The following is a 13480-nucleotide window of genomic DNA, read 5'->3' on the forward strand; positions in this document are numbered from 1 at the left end:
CGATGACCGATGAGGTGCACAACGGACTGACTCGCCGTCAACTCACCCGAAGAGCCCTCGCACTCGGGGGCGCATTCGCCATCGCTCCGTTCCCCGCGGGGCCCGCCGCCGCATCAGCGGCCGGCCGCAGCACCTTGCGCCACGGCACCCCGGAGCAGGCCGGCCTGCTCGCCGCTCACCTGCGCCAACTCGTCACCGACGCCGAGGTGTTCCTCGGCCCCTCCCCCAAGCACCCCTGGTACGCGGGCGCCGTGCTGCTCGCCGGGCGCGGCGGCACCGTGGCCCTGCACCGGCCGATCGGCATGGCGGTGCGCTACTCGGCGTACGACGAGAAGACCGACACCGGCGTCGAGCTCCCGCCCGGGGAACAGCTCCCCATGACCGAGGACACCGTCTTCGACCTCGCCTCGGTCTCCAAGCTGTTCACCTCGATCCTGGCGGTGCAGCAGATCGAGCGGGGCACGCTGGAACTGGAGGGCACGGTCGCCTCGTACCTCCCGGAGTTCGGTGGCGCCGGCAAGCAGGACGTGACCATCCGTCAGCTGCTCACGCACACCTCGGGATTCCGGGCGTGGATCCCGCTCTACAACGCGCCGACGTACGAGGACAAGCTCCGCCTCATCTGGAACGAGGCGCCCCTCAACCCGCCGGGCACCAGGTACCTCTACTCCGACCTGAACCTGATCTCGCTCCAGCTGGTCCTCGAGAAGATCACCGGCCGCACCCTGGACACGCTCCTGCGCGACGAGATCACCGGCCCGCTCGGCATGCGCCGCATCCGCTACAACCCGCCCGCCTCCTGGAAGCCGCGGATCGCGGCGACGGAGGACGCGCGCAAGCCCTGGTCCGGCCTGGACCGCGGACTGGTGTGGGGCGAGGTGCACGACGAGAACGCCTTCAGCCTGGGTGGCGTCGCCGGTCACGCGGGCGTCTTCTCCTGCGCCTGGGACCTGGCGGTGCTCGGCCGGACGCTGCTCAACGGCGGCTCCTACGGCCGGGTTCGCATCCTGCGCCGGGAGTCGGTGGAGCTGATGTTCACCGACTTCAACACCGCCTTCCCGGGCGACGAACACGGCCTCGGCTTCGAGCTCTACCAGCACTGGTACATGGGCGCGATGGCCACCCCGCGCACCGCGGGACACACCGGCTTCACCGGCACCTCGCTGGTCCTCGACCCCACGACCGACTCCTTCCTGATCGTGCTGGGCAACTCGGTCCACCCGGTGCGCGGTTGGCGCTCCGGTTCGGCGCCCCGGGTCGCCGCGGCGAACAACCTGGCCCGCGCCGTCCCCGTCCGCCCCCGGTACGGCCGTACCGCCTGGTTCTCGGGCATGACGAGCCCCACCACCGCCACCCTCACGCTCCCCGCCCTCGACACCTCCTCCGGCGACGCGCGGCTGCGCTGTGCGGTGTGGTGGGACACCGAACCCCAGGCGGACGTCCTGGCGCTGGAGGCCACGACGGACGGCGGCACCACCTGGCAGCCGGTCCCCTTCACGACCACCCGCCCCGACACCGGGCACCCGACGGGCACGGTCACCGGCTGGTCCGGGCGTGTCTGGCACGGACTGACGGCTGACCTCCCGCCGCACAGCCAACTCGCCCTGCGCTGGCGGTACTCGACCGACCGGCTGTATGTGGGGCGCGGGGTGTACGTCGACGGGTTGCGGGTGCGCTCGGACGACGCCGTGCTCTTCGACGAGGCACGGCCGGGCGACGCAGACCGGATCGCCTCCGTCGGATGGGTTCCGGCCGCTGATTGAACCAACGTCCCGCGGAGTTCAGGCGTAGGCGTCCTCGATGGCGACCCGCCGCACTGTGCGCAGCGTCGACCGGAGGCGGTCCGGATCGGTCGAACCGAGCGCGAGGCGGAGCGCCTGCGGTGTGTGCGTCGAGGTGGTGAAGGGCTCCGCCGTGCTCACCGAGATGTGCTGACGCGCGAGGGTGGCCGTCAGGCGGTCGGCGCGGGCGTCGTCGGGCAGCGGCAGCCAGATGAAGTAGGAGGAGGGGTGGCCGATGCACGGCAGGCCCGCCAGTTCCTGCCTGGCGAGTGCTTGACGGGCCCTGGCGTCTTCACGCTTCCGAGCCTCCAGGTGGTCCAACGTGCCGTCCGCCAGCCAACGGCACGCGATCGCGGTGGTGAGGGCCGGGGTGTTCCAGGTGGTCGCCCTGATCGCGCGTTCGAGCGACGGCACCATGGGCGGCGGGGCGGCGACGAAACCGACCCGTAGGCCGGTGGCGACGCTCTTGGAGATCCCCGAGATGTGGACGGTGATGTCCGGCGCGGTCGCGGCCAGCGGCGGTGGCGGGTCCTCGACCAGGTAGGCGTACGAGGCGTCCTCGATGACGAGCGGACCGTACCGCCGGGCGATCTCGATCAGACGGGTCCGCTCGGGCGCCGGCATGACCCATCCCAGGGGGTTGTGCAGGGTGGGCATGGTGTAGATCGCCCGCACGGGGCGGGTCGCGCACAGCTTCTCCAGGGCATCGAGATCCGGCCCGTCGGCGCCGCCGGGCAGGGGCACCAGGTCCAGATGAAGGGCGTGCGCGAGCACCTTGAAGCCCGGGTACGTGAGTGCGTCGACCGCGACGACGTCGCCGGCCTGGAGCGTGGCCATGACGGTGACGGCCAGGCCGTGCTGCGCACCGTTGACGATGAGGATCTGATCCGCGTCCGGGGAGATTCCCCGACGCCTCAGGTGCCGTGCGACCACGGCTCTGTCCTCGGGACGCCCTCGGTGCGGCTGGTAGCACAGCAGCGAGTCGAGGTCACCGGAGGCGGCCACGTCCCGCAGGGCCTGCCGTAGGAGATCCGCCTGGCCGGGCAGCGACGGGTAGTTGAAGTTGAGGTCGACCGCGTCCGTGGCGACGAACTGAAGATCGATCCCGTGGCCGGCGGGAACGGCGAGCGCACGCACGAACGTGCCGCGGCCCTGTTCCCGGCTCACCAGGCCCATCGCCTCCAGCTCGGCGTACACCCGGGTCGCGGTCACCACGGCGATGCCCTCGCGGGAGGCGAGCGCGCGGTGTGTCGGCAGCCGTGTGCCCGCGGCGAGGCGGCCGGTCCGGATGTCGGAGGCGAGCTCGTCGACCAGCTTCTTGTACCGCGAGGCTGCCATGCGCCGAATTGTATCCATGACAATTCTTTGACTGTCCTGCCCGCGGGTTCCTACCGTCAGAGCCCACGCATCCAGCTCCGGGAAGGACAGCCGCCGTGCACATCGCCATCCTCACCTTCGAGGGCTACAACGAACTCGACTCCCTGATCGCGCTCGGTGTCCTCAACCGCGTCAAGGCCGACGGCTGGCGGGTCACCGTCGCCACGCCCGGCCCCAGGGTGACGTCCATGAACGGGGTGGTCATCGAGCAGATGTCCACGCTCGAGGAGGCGTGCGCCGCCGACGCCGTCATCGTCGGCAGCGGTGTCGCCACCCGCGAGGTCGTCGAGGACCAGGGGATCATGAACGTCCTGCGCGGACTGGACCCCTCGCGCCAGCTCATCGCGGCACAGTGCTCCGGCGCGCTCGTGCTGGCCAAGCTGGGCCTGCTCGACGGGATCCCCGCCTGCACCGACCTGACCAGCAAGCCCTGGGTCGTCGCCGCCGGCGTCGAGGTGCTCGACCAGCCCTTCTTCGCCAGGGACACCGTCGCCACCGCCGGCGGCTGTCTGGCCTCGCACTACCTCGCCGCCTGGATCATCGCCCGCCTCCAGGGGACGGACGCCGCCGAGAGCGCGCTGCACTATGTCGCCCCGGTGGGCGAGAAGGAGGAGTACGTCGAACGCGCCTGGCGCAACATCACCCCCTACCTGCCCGCGGGAACGCCGGCCCTCGTCTGAGCCGCCGGCGCCTCACTCCCCGAGCGCCTCCAGCACCACCATCGCCGCGTTGTGCCCCGGCACCCCGCTGACCCCGCCCCCGCGCACCGCACCCGCCCCGCACAGGACCACGTTCGCGTGCCGGGTCTCCACGCCCCAACGCCCCGTGCCCTCCTGCTCGTAGGGCCAGGACAGGTCGCGATGGAAGATGTTGCCGCCGGGCAGTCGCAGATCCCGTTCCAGGTCCAGCGGCGACTTGGCCTCGATGCAGGGCCGGCCGTCCGCGTCGACGGCCAGACAGTCGGCGACCGGTTCGGCGAGGTGCGCGTCGAGCTGGGCGATCGTCGCCTTCAGCAGCTCCTCGCGTACGCCGTCGTTGTCCGCGTCGAAGAGCCGCGCGGGCGTGTGCAGACCGAACAAGGTCAGCGTCTGGTACCCCTCCTCCACCAGCTCCGGGCCCAGGATCGTCGGGTCGGTCAGCGAGTGGCAGTAGATCTCGGAGGGCGGGGCGGTGGGCAGCGTGCCCGCGTCGGCCTCGGCGTGGGCGGTGGCGAGCTGCTCGTAGCCCTCGGCGATGTGGAAGGTGCCGGAGAACGCCTCGCGCGGGTCGACGGAGCTGTCCCGCAGTTTCGGGAGCCGCTTGAGCAGCATGTTCACCTTGAGCTGGGCGCCCTCGGCCGGGGCCGGCGGCTCGTCCCCGGTGAGATCCGCCAGGGCTTGCGGGGAGGCGTTGACCAGGACGTGCCGGGCGGCCACGACGCCCTCCCGGTCGGCCGTCCGAAACGCGGCCTCCGCCGTACGACCGTCCGTGGCGATCCGTACCGCCTCGTGGCCGGTGGCGATGACCGCGCCGGCGGCGCGGGCCGCGGCGGCCAGGGCGTCGGTGAGGGCGCCCATACCGCCGACCGGGACGTCCCAGTCGCCGGTGCCGCCGCCGATGACGTGGTACAGGAAACAGCGGTTCTGCCGCAGCGAGGGGTCGTGGGCGTCGGCGAAGGTCCCGATGAGGGCGTCGGTGAGGACGACGCCCCGGACCAGGTCGTCGGCGAAGCGCTCCTCCACGGCCGCGCCGATCGGCTCCTCGAACAGGGCCCGCCAGGCCTCCTCGTCGTCCACCGTGCGGCGCAGCTCGTCGCGGGTGGGCAGCGGTTCGGTGAGGGTCGGGAAGATCCGTTCGGCGACGCGGCCGGTCATGCCGTAGAAGCGCTGCCAGGCCTCGTACTCGCGCTCGCCGCCCGTCAGTCGCGCAAAGGCCTCGCGGGTGCGGCGTTCACCGCCGCCGACGAGGAGGCCGGTGGGCTGTCCGTCGCGCTCGACGGGGGTGTACGAGGAGATGGTGCGCTTGCGGACCCGGAAGGTCAGCCCCAGGTCCCGGACGATCTTCTTCGGGAGCAGGCTGACCAGGTACGAGTACCGCGACAGCCGTGCGTCGACGCCGGCGAAGGGCCGGGTGGAGATCGCGGCGCCGCCGGTGTGGTCGAGCCGCTCGAGGACCAGGACGGAGTGTCCGGCCCGGGCCAGGTAGGCGGCGGCGACGAGGCCGTTGTGGCCGCCGCCGACGATCACGGCGTCGTACGTGTGTCCCTCGAGTGCAGGCATGTCTCTTCGTAACACGCGATGATCGCGGGCGGCCAGGGGTGTACGGCGACGGCGGCGCCGCCGGCCGGGCTTCCAGGACTCACCAGCACCGACCGTTCGGCGTGGGCCAAGGGGGCCGCCCGACACCGGCGATGGCGCCGACGGCCGCCGGCAGGGCGCAACTCACCGACGCCGGCCGCACGGCGTAGGAGTCAAGAACCACCCGCCAGTCGGCGTCGGCAGCAGCGCCCGCCGGACTCGCGCAGCACGCCGGCGGCAGCCGTACGGCGCGGGTGTCAGGGCCCGCCCGAGGCCCGCTGCTGGCGCAGCACCGCCACCCTGCGGTACAGCTCGACTGCCTCGGCGCCGCGGCCGAGCTGTTCCAGGCAGTGGGCCTCGTCGTTGCGGCTGGCGAGGGTGTCGGGGTGGTCGGCGCCCAGGACGCGTTCGCGGGCGGCGGCGACCCTGCGGTACTCGGTGAGGGCGTCGGTCCAGCGACCGAGCCAGCCGAGGCCGACGGCGACCTCGCGGCGGCTGACCAGGGTGTCGGGGTGCTCGGGGCCGAGGACGCGCTCGCGGATGGCGCACACGTCGCGGGACTCGGCGAGGGCCTCTTCCCAGCGGCCGAGGCGGCCGAGGTTGACGCCGAGGCCGTGGCGGGCGCGGAGGGTCTCGGGGTGGGCGGGGCCGTGGACGCGGGTGCGGTCGTCGATCAGGTCGCGGTACAGCTGGAGCGCTTCCGAGCTGCGGCCGAGGCGGCCGAGGCTGATGCCGACCTCGTAGCGGGCGGCGAGGGTGTCGGGGTGGTCGGGGCCGAGGGCCTGGGCGCGTGCCTCGGCGACCTCGTGGTAGGTCTGGAGGGCTTCCGGCCAGCGGCCCAACTGGCCCAGCGCGTAGGCGACTTCGTAGCGGGTGACCAGGGTGTCGGGGTGGGCGGGGCCCAGCACCCGGGCGCGCGCGGCCGCCACGTCGCAGGCCATGCGGTAGGAGTCCTCCAGTCGGCCGAGCCGGCTGAGGTTGAAGGCGAGGTTGTGGCGGCAGCGCAGGGTGTCGGGGTGATCGGCGCCCATGGTGCGCTCACGGGCGGCGAGAACGGAGGTGTAGACCTGGTGGGCGTCGAAGTGACGGCCCAACTGGCCGAGCACGTAGGCCATTTCCTGGCGGGCGGCGAGGGTGTCGGAGTGGTCGGGGCCGAGGGCGAGGCTGCGGGAGCGGGCGACGTACTTGTACTCGCGCAGGGCGTCGGCGGCGCGGCCGGTGCGGCTGAGGGTGAAGGCGATCTCGTAGCGGCTGGCGAGGGTGTCCGGGTGGTCGCCGCCGAGCAGGTGTTCACGCTCGGCGGCGACCGCCCGGTGCACCTCGCCGGCCTCCGCCCAGCGGCCCAGCCGGCCCAGGCTGAGCCCCGCGTTGTGCCGTCCGGCCAGGGCGGTGAGCGCTTCGGTGGACGGGGCCGCCGGTTCGTCCGGCGTGGCTCCCTCGGCCTGCCGGCCGGTGACGGGGCGTGGGATCCATTCGCCGGTGAGGCCCGCTCCGGCGTCCGGTGGCGTCGCGGCGAGGCCGGCGCCGGTGGCCTTGTGGCCGGTGGTCATGCCCCGGGTCCAGGAGGGCAGCCGGGCCGGGCCGGCCGCGGGTTCGGGCCGGAGCGTCGGCTGAGGGGTGACCACGGTCGGCACATACGCCGGTGTCGTACGGCCCATGCTGATCCGGCGGCCCAACTCACGGGCGTCATGCGGACGTTGCTCGGGCAGTTTGGCCAGCAGATCGAGGATGATCTTCTCGAGGTAGGCGGGCACCTCCGCGCGGTGGCTGCGCGGCGGGCGGGGCGGGGTGTCGCGGTGGCCGACGAGGATGGCCCAGGCGTCGTCGAGGTCGAACGGCGGTACCCCGGTGGCGATCTCGTAGAGCACGCAGCCCAGTGAGTACAGGTCGCTGCGCTGGTCCACCTCGGAGCCGCCGATCTGCTCCGGGGACATGTAGTGCGGGGTGCCCATGGCGATGCCGGTGCCGGTCAGCCGTGAGGTGAAGCCGATGTCGTGGCCGAGCCGGGCGATGCCGAAGTCGCAGATCTTCACCGTGCCGTCGGTGAGTCGCATGATGTTCGCGGGCTTCAAGTCACGGTGCACGATGCCCTGTTGATGGGTGTAGGCGAGGGCGGCGGCGACCTGGTCGGCGATCTCCACGACGTCCGCGACGGGCAGCGGGTGATGTTTGTTGTCCTCCAGGAGCTGGCTGAGGTTGCGGCCCTCCAGCAACTCCATGACGAGGTACAGGATTCCGTCGGACTCCCCGAAGTCGTGGACCACGGTGACCCCGCGGTGCTGGAGCGAGGCGGCCACCCGGGCCTCTCTGCGGAACCGCTCGCGCAGCACCCGGGTGAAGGACTGGTCGTGGGACGGGCCGAGCGGCTTGAGGCACTTCACGGCGACCCGGCGGCCCAGCGACTCGTCGCGGGCCCGCCAGACCTCGCCCATGCCGCCGCGCCCGATCAGGTCGAGCAGCCGGTAGCGGCCCTGGATCAGCTTGCTGTCCCCCATCTGCTGCGATCGCCCCCGATGGTCTCGCCCGCCCCTGGCCCGTCCAGTATGGCGAGCTATCTACCCACTTTGTACGGGGCCGGGCGCGAGCCGGGGCCGAGCCGTGACATGGCCCGGAGAATGTGTTTGGGCGGGAGTTGCCAGCGAAGACGTGCGGGAACACAGCGCAAGAGGGTGCCCGTGGCACGCAACTGGCGGGTGACGGTGGTGGGTTTCGGGGCCGGTCTGCCGTACAGCTCGTGGGCGTACGGCGGCAGAGCGGCGTACGCCAGTTGTGCCACGCGCCGCCACAGCACCTCGCGCGCCGGAACGAGGAGGGGGTGCGTGGGCGGCCTGAGCAGGAAGTCGTCCACCGCGCGCGCCTCGGGTCCGACGGCGAGTTCGGGGCGCACCTTCTCGAAGTAGGCGGCCATCTCGGCCTGGTCGGCGGGTACGGCGTCCGGGTCGAGCCCCACCAGGCGGGCGCTGACCCGGTGTTCGGCTATGTAGCGGTCGGCCTGGGCGTCGGTGAGGCGGAATCCTGAGCGCCGCGCGACGTGCAGATAGGAGTCGATCTCGGCGCAGTGCACCCACAGCAGCAGTTCGGGTTCGTCGACGCCGTACCGCTCCCCCGTGTCCGGGTCGACGGCCGACAGCATGGTGTGGATCTTCCGGACCCGGGCGCCCGCCTTCTCGGCCGCCTCGGTGGTGCCGTAGGAGATGGTGCCGACGAAGTTCGCGGTGCGCATGAGCCGGCCCCAGGCGTCCTTGCGGAAGTCGGAGTTCTGCATGACCCCGCGCACCGCACGGGGGTGCAGGGCCTGGAAGTAGAGCGCGCGGACGCCGGCGACCCACATCATGGGGTCGCCGTGCATCTGCCAGGTGACCGACTTGGGTGTGAAGAGCCCGGGATCCGCCATGGACGCAGGTTAACGCCGTACCCGCGGCATCCCCAGACCGATCCACGAGATGATCTCCCGCTGGATCTCGTTGTTGCCGCCGCCGAAGGTGAAGATGACGGCGGAGCGGTAGCCGCGTTCCAGTTCGCCGTGCAGGACGGTGCCCGCGGAGCCCTCCTTGAGGGCACCGGCCGCGGCGACGATCTCCATCAGCCAGGCGTAGGCGTCGCGGCGGGCCTCGGAGCCGTAGACCTTGACCGCGGAGGCGTCCTGCGGGGTGAGGGTGCCGTCCTGGACGGCGCTGACCATCTGCCAGTTGAGGAGCTTGAGGGCCTCCAGGCGGGTGTGGGTCCGGGCGAGGTTGCGGCGTACCCACGGCAGGTCGACGACGCGGCGGCCGTCGGCGAGTTTGGTCTCCGTCGCCCAGCGCTGGACGTCGTGCAGGGCGCGGATCGCCATGGTGCCGTGGGCGGCGAGGGTGACGCGTTCGTGGTTGAGCTGGTTGGTGATCAGCCGCCAGCCCTGGTTCTCGGCGCCGACGCGCCGGGTGACCGGGACGCGGATGTCCTCGTAGTAGCTGGCGGTGGTGTCGTGGCCGGCGAGGGTGTTGATGACGGTGCAGGAGTAGCCGGGGGCGGTGGTCGGCACCAGCAGCATGGTGATGCCCTTGTGGGGCGGGGCGCCCGGGTCGGTGCGGGTGGCGAGCCAGACCCAGTCGGCGGTGTCGCCGTTGGTCGTCCAGATCTTCTGCCCGTTGACGACGTACTCGTCGCCGTCGCGCACCGCGCGTGTCTTCAGGGAGGCCAGGTCGGTGCCCGCGTCGGGCTCGCTGTAGCCGATCGCGAAGTCGATCTCGCCGGAGAGGATCTTCGGCAGGAAGTACGCCTTCTGCTCGTCCGTGCCGTACTGCATGATCGTCGGGCCGACGGTGTTCAGCGCCATCAGGGGCAGCGGTACGCCGGCCTGGGCGGCCTCGTCGAAGAAGATGAACTGCTCGATGGCGGTCAGGCCGCGCCCGCCGTACTCCGTCGGCCAGCCGACGCCGAGCCAGCGGTCGGCGCCCAGCCGCTGGATGATCTCGCGGTAGAAGCGCTTCTGCTCCCTCCGGTCGCCGTGCCGGGCGAGCGAGTCCTCGGGCACCAGCTCGGCGAAGTAGGCGCGCAGTTCGGTGCGCAGCCGCTGCTGCTCGGGCGTGTATTCGAGATGCACGGCGCCTCCAGGCTCCCGGGCGAGGTCCCTGACGGCGCACACGGTAGAACGTGTTCCAGAAATAGGGAATGGCGGGAGCACGTGAAAGGGCCCCGGCGTACCGGGGCCCTGTTCATGGCACGTCGATCAGTGAGCGACCGGAGTCGGCCGCGCGGTGCCGGTCGTCTCCGCGGCCGTCTTCGGGGTCAGCAGCCGCTCCGCCAGCAGCCCGAAGACCAGCCCGAAAGAGGTCCACAGGGTCACCTGGACGGCGAGCGCGGCGAGCCGGTACTGCCACAGCAGGGCGGCCGGGAAGTGCTCCGGCACCTCGTTGAACGACGGCAGGAAGGCGTACGCCAGACCGACGGCGAGGACGAAGGACGCGCCCGCCGCGAGAGTGGCGTTCCAGTTGCCGAGGCGCGGCGCGAGGCGTTTGCCCAGGATGACCGCGCCGACCGTGAGGAGCACGCTGAGCACGATCATCAGGAAGAACAGCGCGGTGCGCTGGTTCAGGGTGTCGGGGTCGCCCACGGCCGGCGGGTTGGCCGGGTACTTCAGGAACGGGACGACGTAGACGGCGACCAGTCCGGTGGCCGCCAGGAGCAGCGCGCTCGCGCGCGGTCCGAAGCGACCGATACGGCCGAGCGCGAAGCAGTAGGCGAGGGCCGCGATACCGCCGAAGGCGACCCCGTACACGAGAACGCCGGTGGACAGACCGGCGGTGGACTGGAGGGTGCGGCTGACGAGTTCCTCGCCGCCGTGCTCGTGGGCGTGCGCCTCCTCGAAGGCGATCGCCTGGTCGACGCGCGGTTCACCGAGGAAGTACGCCACGACCAGGGCGGCCAGCCCGGCGGCGAGGCCCGCGAGCATGCCACGGACCAGCAGGTTTCTGACAGTTGCGGAGTTCATGCGCTCGAGTGCTTCCTCGTCGCTGTCAGTGGCAGGGGAAGCCGAGCAGGTGGCGGGCGTCGTGCACCCACTCGTGGACGCCCTCACCGGAGACGAGGGAGGTCGCGCCCTGTTCGGCGCCGACGAAGTAGAGCAGGACCAGCATCACCACACCGAAGAAGACCGCCCAGGGGGCGATGGCGCCGATCGGCAGTTTCGCGGGTACGGCGGTGGGGCTGGTGGTCGGCTGGGCGACGGACTGCGCCATGGCAGGTACCTCCTGGGGGAACTCGCGTCCCGTGTCAGTGGTGCACAGGACGACGGGGCGGGTCTGACTCACCCGGCCCGCACCCGAAGGGCGTTCCCGGCATACAGTGGCGCGACCGTGCCGGAATCCCACCGGCTTCCACCGAACCGTCGTCGATATCGACGAGAAGGTACCGCGTGGAGGAGGTGCGGCCAAGAGCGCGCGGGAGCGCCCCGGGCGCTCCCGGCAGGCGGTTCGGTCCGTCAAGTACCGATCTTGGAGGGGACGTTGAGCGGGGGAACGGTCGTATGACGAGCCGAGTGATGTTGATCTCACCGGCGGTCACCGAGGCGCTGCGGGAGGCCAGGTTCGACGAGGGCTGCTCTCTGGACGCGTCCGGCCTGCGCCTCGCCCGGGCCGCCGCGGGTTCGCTCCCGGCGGCGGAACGCGCCCTCGCCTCCCCCACCGTGCGCTGCCGCGAGACGGCCGCCGCGCTCGGACTCGACGCCGCGGACGCCGTACCCCTGGCGGCGCTGGACGCGGGACGCTGGCGCGGCTCGACGCTGGCCGAGGTGGGCGCCGGCGAGCCGGAGTCGCTGGCACGTTGGCTGACGGATCCCGACGCCGCGCCGCACGGCGGCGAGTCGGTGCGCGCGGTGTGCGACCGGGTCGGGGCGTGGCTGGACTCGATGGCCGGGGAGCCGGGGCGCACCCTCGTCGTGGCCGAGCCCGAGATCGTGCGCGCGGCCGTCGTACGGGCGCTCGGCGCACCGGAGTCGGCGTTCTGGCGCACGGACGTCGCGCCGCTGACGGCGGTCGAGCTCAGCGGCAGGGCGGGGCGCTGGAACGTGCGCCTGGGCAGCCCGCTCGGCTGACGTCCGAAGCCGCGGCCGACGTCACTTCAGCGTCGCCATGAAGTCCGTGCAGGCCTGCGCGCAGGTCCGGCAGGCCTTCGCGCCCTCCTCACCACCGGGGTGGTTGTCGAAGGCGTGCGCGCACTCCAGACACACGGTCCGGCACCACTCGAGCTGGACGCGGATGCCGTTCTCGTCCAGACGGTTCTGCTCGGACAGCAGTCGGCAGGTCGCGTCGCAGACCTCCGCGCACATGATGCCTTTACGTCGTACGAGTTCCAGTTTCTCGGTCCCGTCCGGGTCCACGAGGCTCGCGCGCAGTGCGCACGCCCGGGCGCACTCGGTACACGCCTGCGCGCATGCGAAGCGGTCCTCCAGGAACCGGAAGAGCTCCTGCTCGGTTGTCGTCGTCACACTGCGCGAGTAGCCGCGGGGTGGACCGCCAAACCCGGTGTTCCCAAGGGTTACGGCCGGTTTCTCCGCTTTGGTTCACACGGGGCGCCAGGGGTACTCGCGTGCCATGACTACCGCATGGATGGATCTGGCCGCGGGCCGTGGCGCCCTCGGCGTCGGACTGATCGTCGCGGGTGTCGTGGTCGTGGGGCTGCTGCTGGGCGCCTTCTGGATGGGCGCCCGGGTACGGCGCCGCGAGCTGCCCCCGCCGCGTCCCGAGGAACAGCCGCGGCTGCCGGAGGGCGGCCCGGTCCGTGAGGTCGTGGAGAACCGGGAACCGGACGAGGTGCCCCACAGCGATCACCGGATGACCCCGCACGAGTCGCCCGCGTTCGGCAATTCCTCCACCCGGACCGGTCCGGACAAGGACCGGCCACGCTGGAGCGAGGGCGGCAGCGGTTCCTTCGGCAGCGGTGGGCCGGGCGGCCGCTGACCGGCCGGCGCGCAGAGGGAAGAACCTACGCCCCCGAGGAAGTGAGATCCATGGCCGACTCCGGCCGCAGCACCCTGCCCCTGCCCGACTACGACCACCTGCCCCTCGGCGGCCTGGAGAGCCGCGTACGGTCGCTGAGCGCGGAGGACGTGGAGAACCTGCTCGCCTACGAGCGGACGCACGCCGACCGGCTCCCGGTGACCGAGGTCCTGACGGCCCGTCTGGAGCAGCTGGAGGCGGGCGCCGAGCCGACCTCCGGCGATCCGCAGGCCCTGCGCCCCGAGCAGCGGCAGGAGCAGACGGGCTCCCCGGTGACGCCGGTGACCTCGCCCCAGCCGTTCAGCCCGCCCCCGCACGGCACGCCCGACCAGCGAGGCAAGCCGAAGGGTGACCGCACGTAGTCGCCCGGAGCGGCGATCCGCCGGTCCTGGACGCCGAGGGTGTCCGGGACCGGTGACACGACCCCGACCATCATCCCCACCCCGCGTCCCGCGCGGCGAGACGCGCCGCCACGCCTCCTGGCACACCGTGAGCCGACCGTGCACGTGACCTTCGCCTCCTCAAGGTCGATACTGACCAGCTGAGACGCAAGCCATCGGCCCACCTGTCA

Annotated in this window: 13 protein-coding genes; 5 read left to right on the forward strand and 8 right to left on the reverse strand. The window is 72.1% G+C overall.

What is annotated here, in order from left to right:
* Positions 1-2: 2 nt before the first annotated feature.
* Positions 3-1763 (forward strand): serine hydrolase domain-containing protein, encoded by a 1761-nt coding sequence (locus tag ABKA17_RS19870; RefSeq protein ID WP_353693434.1) that lies wholly within the window; start codon positions 3-5, stop codon positions 1761-1763.
* 18 nt (positions 1764-1781) lie between these two features.
* Here the strand turns inward: ABKA17_RS19870 and ABKA17_RS19875 are convergent, their stop codons facing one another.
* On the reverse strand, positions 1782-3119 hold the full coding sequence (locus ABKA17_RS19875) for an aminotransferase-like domain-containing protein (RefSeq protein WP_353693435.1): 1338 nt from the start codon (positions 3117-3119) through the stop codon (positions 1782-1784).
* Positions 3120-3214: 95 nt separating this feature from the next.
* On the opposite strand from ABKA17_RS19875, the gene ABKA17_RS19880 reads away from it, so the two are divergent.
* Positions 3215-3838, forward strand: coding sequence for a DJ-1/PfpI family protein (locus tag ABKA17_RS19880; protein WP_353693436.1), 624 nt, complete (start codon positions 3215-3217; stop codon positions 3836-3838).
* Between the two features lie 12 nt (positions 3839-3850).
* Here the strand turns inward: ABKA17_RS19880 and ABKA17_RS19885 are convergent, their stop codons facing one another.
* The 6 genes from ABKA17_RS19885 to ABKA17_RS19910 all read right to left on the reverse strand — a co-directional run bounded on the left by ABKA17_RS19885 (position 3851) and on the right by ABKA17_RS19910 (position 11151).
* Positions 3851-5416 (reverse strand): phytoene desaturase family protein, encoded by a 1566-nt coding sequence (locus ABKA17_RS19885; RefSeq protein ID WP_353693437.1) that lies wholly within the window; start codon positions 5414-5416, stop codon positions 3851-3853.
* Positions 5417-5691: 275 nt separating this feature from the next.
* Positions 5692-7929 (reverse strand): serine/threonine-protein kinase, encoded by a 2238-nt coding sequence (locus ABKA17_RS19890; protein WP_353693438.1) that lies wholly within the window; start codon positions 7927-7929, stop codon positions 5692-5694.
* 56 nt (positions 7930-7985) lie between these two features.
* A complete protein-coding gene (locus tag ABKA17_RS19895; protein ID WP_353693439.1) occupies positions 7986-8828 on the reverse strand; it encodes an oxygenase MpaB family protein in 843 nt (280 codons plus the stop codon).
* A gap of 9 nt (positions 8829-8837) precedes the next feature.
* A complete protein-coding gene (locus ABKA17_RS19900) occupies positions 8838-10016 on the reverse strand; it encodes an acyl-CoA dehydrogenase family protein (RefSeq protein ID WP_353693440.1) in 1179 nt (392 codons plus the stop codon).
* A 126-nt stretch (positions 10017-10142) separates the two neighbouring features.
* Positions 10143-10904 carry a CbtA family protein gene (locus ABKA17_RS19905; protein ID WP_353693441.1) on the reverse strand — a complete coding sequence of 254 codons (762 nt, stop codon included), beginning with the start codon at positions 10902-10904 and terminating at the stop codon, positions 10143-10145.
* A gap of 25 nt (positions 10905-10929) precedes the next feature.
* Positions 10930-11151 (reverse strand): CbtB domain-containing protein, encoded by a 222-nt coding sequence (locus ABKA17_RS19910; protein WP_353693442.1) that lies wholly within the window; start codon positions 11149-11151, stop codon positions 10930-10932.
* A 287-nt stretch (positions 11152-11438) separates the two neighbouring features.
* On the opposite strand from ABKA17_RS19910, the gene ABKA17_RS19915 reads away from it, so the two are divergent.
* Positions 11439-12005, forward strand: coding sequence for a histidine phosphatase family protein (locus tag ABKA17_RS19915; protein WP_353693443.1), 567 nt, complete (start codon positions 11439-11441; stop codon positions 12003-12005).
* A gap of 21 nt (positions 12006-12026) precedes the next feature.
* Here ABKA17_RS19915 and ABKA17_RS19920 read toward each other — a convergent pair whose 3' ends face one another.
* Positions 12027-12398, reverse strand: coding sequence for a four-helix bundle copper-binding protein (locus tag ABKA17_RS19920; protein WP_353693444.1), 372 nt, complete (start codon positions 12396-12398; stop codon positions 12027-12029).
* A gap of 106 nt (positions 12399-12504) precedes the next feature.
* Between ABKA17_RS19920 and ABKA17_RS19925 the strand changes: the two genes are divergently transcribed.
* Together ABKA17_RS19925 and ABKA17_RS19930 are read left to right on the forward strand one after the other, a co-directional pair.
* Positions 12505-12870, forward strand: coding sequence for a DUF6479 family protein (locus ABKA17_RS19925; RefSeq protein ID WP_353693445.1), 366 nt, complete (start codon positions 12505-12507; stop codon positions 12868-12870).
* Positions 12871-12920: 50 nt separating this feature from the next.
* Positions 12921-13271 (forward strand): DUF8129 domain-containing protein, encoded by a 351-nt coding sequence (locus tag ABKA17_RS19930; RefSeq protein ID WP_353693446.1) that lies wholly within the window; start codon positions 12921-12923, stop codon positions 13269-13271.
* The last annotated feature ends 209 nt before the right edge of the window (positions 13272-13480 follow it).

It is taken from the genome of Streptomyces sp. RG80, from assembly GCF_040446465.1.
GTDB lineage: Bacteria > Actinomycetota > Actinomycetes > Streptomycetales > Streptomycetaceae > Streptomyces.

Coding starts and splice junctions, on each gene's coding strand:
- ABKA17_RS19870 (WP_353693434.1), top strand. CDS start 3: ATGACCGATGAGGTGCACAACGGACTGACTCGCCGTCAACTCACCCGA.
- ABKA17_RS19875 (WP_353693435.1), bottom strand. CDS start 3,119: ATGGCAGCCTCGCGGTACAAGAAGCTGGTCGACGAGCTCGCCTCCGAC.
- ABKA17_RS19885 (WP_353693437.1), bottom strand. CDS start 5,416: ATGCCTGCACTCGAGGGACACACGTACGACGCCGTGATCGTCGGCGGC.
- ABKA17_RS19890 (WP_353693438.1), bottom strand. CDS start 7,929: ATGGGGGACAGCAAGCTGATCCAGGGCCGCTACCGGCTGCTCGACCTG.
- ABKA17_RS19895 (WP_353693439.1), bottom strand. CDS start 8,828: ATGGCGGATCCCGGGCTCTTCACACCCAAGTCGGTCACCTGGCAGATG.
- ABKA17_RS19905 (WP_353693441.1), bottom strand. CDS start 10,904: ATGAACTCCGCAACTGTCAGAAACCTGCTGGTCCGTGGCATGCTCGCG.
- ABKA17_RS19910 (WP_353693442.1), bottom strand. CDS start 11,151: ATGGCGCAGTCCGTCGCCCAGCCGACCACCAGCCCCACCGCCGTACCC.
- ABKA17_RS19915 (WP_353693443.1), top strand. CDS start 11,439: ATGACGAGCCGAGTGATGTTGATCTCACCGGCGGTCACCGAGGCGCTG.
- ABKA17_RS19925 (WP_353693445.1), top strand. CDS start 12,505: ATGACTACCGCATGGATGGATCTGGCCGCGGGCCGTGGCGCCCTCGGC.
- ABKA17_RS19930 (WP_353693446.1), top strand. CDS start 12,921: ATGGCCGACTCCGGCCGCAGCACCCTGCCCCTGCCCGACTACGACCAC.